This window comes from Candidatus Binatia bacterium, assembly GCA_035631035.1.
Classification (GTDB): Bacteria; Eisenbacteria; RBG-16-71-46; order SZUA-252; family SZUA-252; genus DASQJL01.
Map to the genome: position 1 here is coordinate 1 of DASQJL010000086.1, position 3,639 is coordinate 3,639.

8 protein-coding genes are annotated in these 3,639 nt (G+C 68.3%); all 8 read right to left on the reverse strand.

What is annotated here, in order from left to right:
• Window positions 1-366, reverse strand: a 366-nt coding sequence (gene rplV / locus VE326_09655) for a 50S ribosomal protein L22 (protein ID HYJ33470.1), incomplete at its 3' end; no start/stop codon positions are given.
• A 22-nt stretch (window positions 367-388) separates the two neighbouring features.
• Window positions 389-682 (reverse strand): 30S ribosomal protein S19, encoded by a 294-nt coding sequence (gene rpsS / locus VE326_09660; protein ID HYJ33471.1) that lies wholly within the window; start codon window positions 680-682, stop codon window positions 389-391.
• A 29-nt stretch (window positions 683-711) separates the two neighbouring features.
• Complete coding sequence (gene rplB, locus VE326_09665) at window positions 712-1,542, reverse strand: 50S ribosomal protein L2 (protein ID HYJ33472.1); 831 nt, start codon at window positions 1,540-1,542, stop codon at window positions 712-714.
• Between the two features lie 3 nt (window positions 1,543-1,545).
• Window positions 1,546-1,839 carry a 50S ribosomal protein L23 gene (locus tag VE326_09670; GenBank protein HYJ33473.1) on the reverse strand — a complete coding sequence of 98 codons (294 nt, stop codon included), beginning with the start codon at window positions 1,837-1,839 and terminating at the stop codon, window positions 1,546-1,548.
• Complete coding sequence (gene rplD / locus VE326_09675; protein HYJ33474.1) at window positions 1,836-2,507, reverse strand: 50S ribosomal protein L4; 672 nt, start codon at window positions 2,505-2,507, stop codon at window positions 1,836-1,838. Before rplD ends, VE326_09670 begins: the two co-directional genes overlap by 4 nt.
• A gap of 2 nt (window positions 2,508-2,509) precedes the next feature.
• Entirely contained in the window at window positions 2,510-3,157 is a 648-nt protein-coding gene (gene rplC, locus VE326_09680; GenBank protein HYJ33475.1) for a 50S ribosomal protein L3, read from the reverse strand.
• 7 nt (window positions 3,158-3,164) lie between these two features.
• Window positions 3,165-3,485: a 30S ribosomal protein S10 gene (gene rpsJ / locus VE326_09685; GenBank protein HYJ33476.1), complete on the reverse strand. Its 321-nt coding sequence runs from the start codon at window positions 3,483-3,485 to the stop codon at window positions 3,165-3,167.
• 3 nt (window positions 3,486-3,488) lie between these two features.
• Window positions 3,489-3,639: elongation factor Tu (tuf, locus tag VE326_09690; protein ID HYJ33477.1), on the reverse strand; the 151-nt coding region annotated here is incomplete at its 5' end.

Genomic DNA, 3,639 nt, shown 5'->3' on the forward strand with positions numbered 1-3,639 from the left:
ACCGCGCCGCGAGGGCGCGGGAACGTCCACGACGTCGCCTTCGACCACGACCAGGATGTGGCACGTGCGCTTGAGAATCGGCGTCGCGCGACCCTGCGCGCGGGGGAGGAACCGCTTCAGCGTCGGTCCCGCCTGCGCCACCGCTTCCTTCACGTGCATGTGCTCGATGTTGATCTTCCCTTCCATGGCCACGGCGTTCGCCACCGCCGACTTCATGACCTTGCCGATCACCTTGGCCACGTGCTTCGGCGTGAAGTCGAGGATCTCGGTCGCCTGATCCACGCGCTTCCCGCGGATGAGCTGCAGCACCTGGTCCGCCTTCCGCGGCGTCACCCGGATGTATCGCGCGATCGCTTTCGCCTGCATGTCCGGTCTCCTGCCCGCCCGGCTACTTCGCCGGAGCCGGCGACGTCGCGGCCTTCTCGGACGAGCCGTGGCCGCGGAAGATCCGCGTCGCGGCGAACTCGCCCAGCTTGTGGCCGACCATGTTTTCCGTGATGTACACGGGGATGAACTTGTTGCCGTTGTGGACCGCCAGCGTGTGGCCCACGAACTCGGGCGAGATCGTCGAGCGGCGCGCCCAGGTCTTGACCACGCGGCGCTCGTTCGCCTTGTTCATGCCCTCGATCTTCTTCAAGAGCTTCGGCTCGACGAAGGGACCCTTTTTGATCGAACGACTCATGTCCTATGACTCCTCTGGCCTTCGGCCCGTCAGCTCTTCGCCTTCCGCCGGCGCAGGATCAGCCGGTCGGAGAGCTTCGCCGTGCGCGTCTTCTTCCCCTTGGCGAGCTGGCCCCACGGCGAGCAGGGATGCCGCCCGCCCGAGGACTTGCCTTCGCCTCCGCCCATCGGGTGGTCGACCGGATTCATCGCCACGCCGCGGACGTTGGGGCGACGCCCCATCCAGCGGGACTTGCCCGCCTTGCCGATCACGATGTTCTGATGGTCCTCGTTCCCCACCTGGCCGATCGTGCACCAGGAGCGGAGCGGAACCCGCCGCATCTCCCCCGAGGGGAGCCGGAGCGCCGCGTAGTCCCCTTCCTTCGCCATCAGCTGGCAGAAGGTGCCCGCGCTGCGCGAGAGCTGGCCGCCCTTGCCGGGCACCAGCTCCACGTTGTAGATGAACGTGCCCAGCGGGACGAAGCCCAGCTCCATCGCGTTGCCCGGGCGCGGCTCGGCATCGTTGCCCGACAGCACCGTGTCGCCCACCTTGAGGAGCTGCGGCGCCAGGATGTAGCGCTTCTCGCCGTCCGCGTAGTGGAGCAGCGCGATGCGCGCGCTCCGGTTCGGGTCGTACTCGATGTGCGCCACCTTCGCCGGCACGCCGCGCTTGTCGCGCTTGAAGTCGATCACGCGGTAGAGCCGCTTGTGCCCGCCGCCGCGCAGCCACGCCGAGGTGTGGCCGGTGTTGGCGCGGCCGCCCTTCTTCGGAAGGTGCTGGGTCAGCCCCTTCTCCGGACCCTGCCGCGTGATGTCGTCGAACGAGGCGACCGTGCGGAAGCGCTGGGTCGGCGTGAGCGGTCGGAATTTACGGAGCGCCATGGCTTATACCTGCTCGAAGAGATCGATCGACTCGCCCTTCTTCAGCGTGACGACGGCCTTCTTCCAATCGGGTCGATGTCCCGCGTACCGGCCCAGCCGCTTCGGCTTGCCGTGCACGCGAAGGGTGCGGACCGTTTCCACCTTCACGTTGAAGATGGCCTCGATCGCCTGCTTCACCTGGATCTTGTTCGCGTCGCGCGCCACCTCGAACAGGAACCCGTTGTGCCCCTCGCGGAGGCGGGTCCCCTTCTCGGTCACCAGGGCGCGGCGCACGATGCTGCGCGGCTCGCGGATCATCGCGGCTCCTTCGCCTTCGCGCCGGAACGCGCTTCGGCATGTTCGTGGAGGCGCTCGGTCAGGCTCTTCAGCCCGTCTTCCGTGAGCACCAGCGTCTCGCACTTCATGAGCGAGTAGGGATGGAGCGAGGCGCTCTCCACCGTGTCCACCCGCGCCAGGTTCCGCGCGGACTTGAGCATGGCGTCGCCGGTCCGGTCGGTCACCCAGAGCACCTTCTTGCCGGTGAGGCCGATCGCCTTCAGGTAGTCGGCCACCGGCTTCGTCTTCGGTTCCTTGAGCGCCGGCGGGGCCACCACGATCACGCCGCCTTCGCGCGCGCGGACCGTGAGGGCGCCGATCAGGGCGTTCCGGCGGGCCTTCTGGTTCATGCGCGCCGAGAACTCGCGCGGCTGCGGGCCGAACGCGACACCGCCGCCGGGCCAGAGCGGGGAGGTGTTCGAGCCCGCGCGGGCGCGTCCCGTCCCCTTCTGCTTCCACGGCTTCCGGCCGCCGCCGCTGACCGCGGCCTTGTTCTTGGAGGCCGCGTTCCCCTGCCGCTGATTCAGGAGGTAGATGTGCACCGCCTCCCAGATCAGATGCTCGTTCACGTCGCCGTCGAAGAGGGCGGCGGGGAGCTCGACCGTGCCGAGGTCCTTGCCGTCGTTTCCGAACTTGCGGGCGGTCGCCATGGCTACGCGTTCCCCTGGACGTCGGCGCCGCCGGCGCCGCGAATGAGCACCATCCCGTTCGGCGCACCGGGCACCGAGCCCCGCACCCACATAAGGTGCTGCTCCGCGTCCACGCCGATCACGTCCAGGTTCTTCACCGTGACGCGAGCGCCGCCCATGCGGCCCGGAAGGCGCTTCCCCTTGATGACGCGGCTCGGATAGGCGGAGGCGCCGATCGAGCCGGGCTGCTTGTGCGTCGTCACGCCGTGCGTCTCGCGTCCGGCCGTGAAGTGATGCCGCCGGACGACGCCGGCGAAGCCGCGTCCCTTGGACATGCCGATCACGTCCACCTGGCTTCCCACCGGGAAGATGGAGACGGTGATCTGCTGTCCCGGCTGATACGCGGCCGGGTCGTCCACCTTGAGCTCGCGGATGTACCGCGCGCCGGCGGCGCCGCCGTGCTTCTTCAGGTGGCCGCGCAGCGGGCTGTTGGTCCGCTTCTCACGCTTGGCGCCGAAGCCGATCTGGATCGCCGCGTAGCCGTCCTTCTCGGGCGTCTTCACCTGCGCGACCGTGCACGGGCCGGCCGCGAGCAGCGTGACCGGCACGACGCGTCCCTGCTCGTCGTACAGCTGGGTCATTCCGATTTTTCGCGCCAGCAATCCGATCATGGCCGCCTCAAATCTTGATTTCGATGTCGACGCCCGCGGGCAGGTCGAGCTTTTGCAGCGCGTCGACCGTCTGCGGCGTCGGCTTCATGATGTCGATGATCCGCTTGTGGACCCGGATCTCGAACTGCTCCCGGGACTTCTTGTCCACGTGCGGCGAGCGGAGCACGGTGTACACCGACCGCTGCGTCGGCAGCGGAATCGGGCCGGCCGTGCGCGCGCCGGTTCGCTTGGCCGTGGCGACGATCTCCCCGGCCGATTTATCGAGGATCGCGTGATCGTAGGAACGAAGACGGATCCGAATGCGCTGTCCTTGAGCGGTCCCGGCCATTCGTTACTCCGTGATCTCGGCCACGACGCCGGCGCCGACGGTGCGCCCGCCCTCGCGGATGGCGAACCGAAGCTCCTTCTCCATCGCGATCGGCGTGATCAGCTCCACCGCCATCTCCACGTTGTCTCCCGGCATCACCATCTCCCGTCCCTCC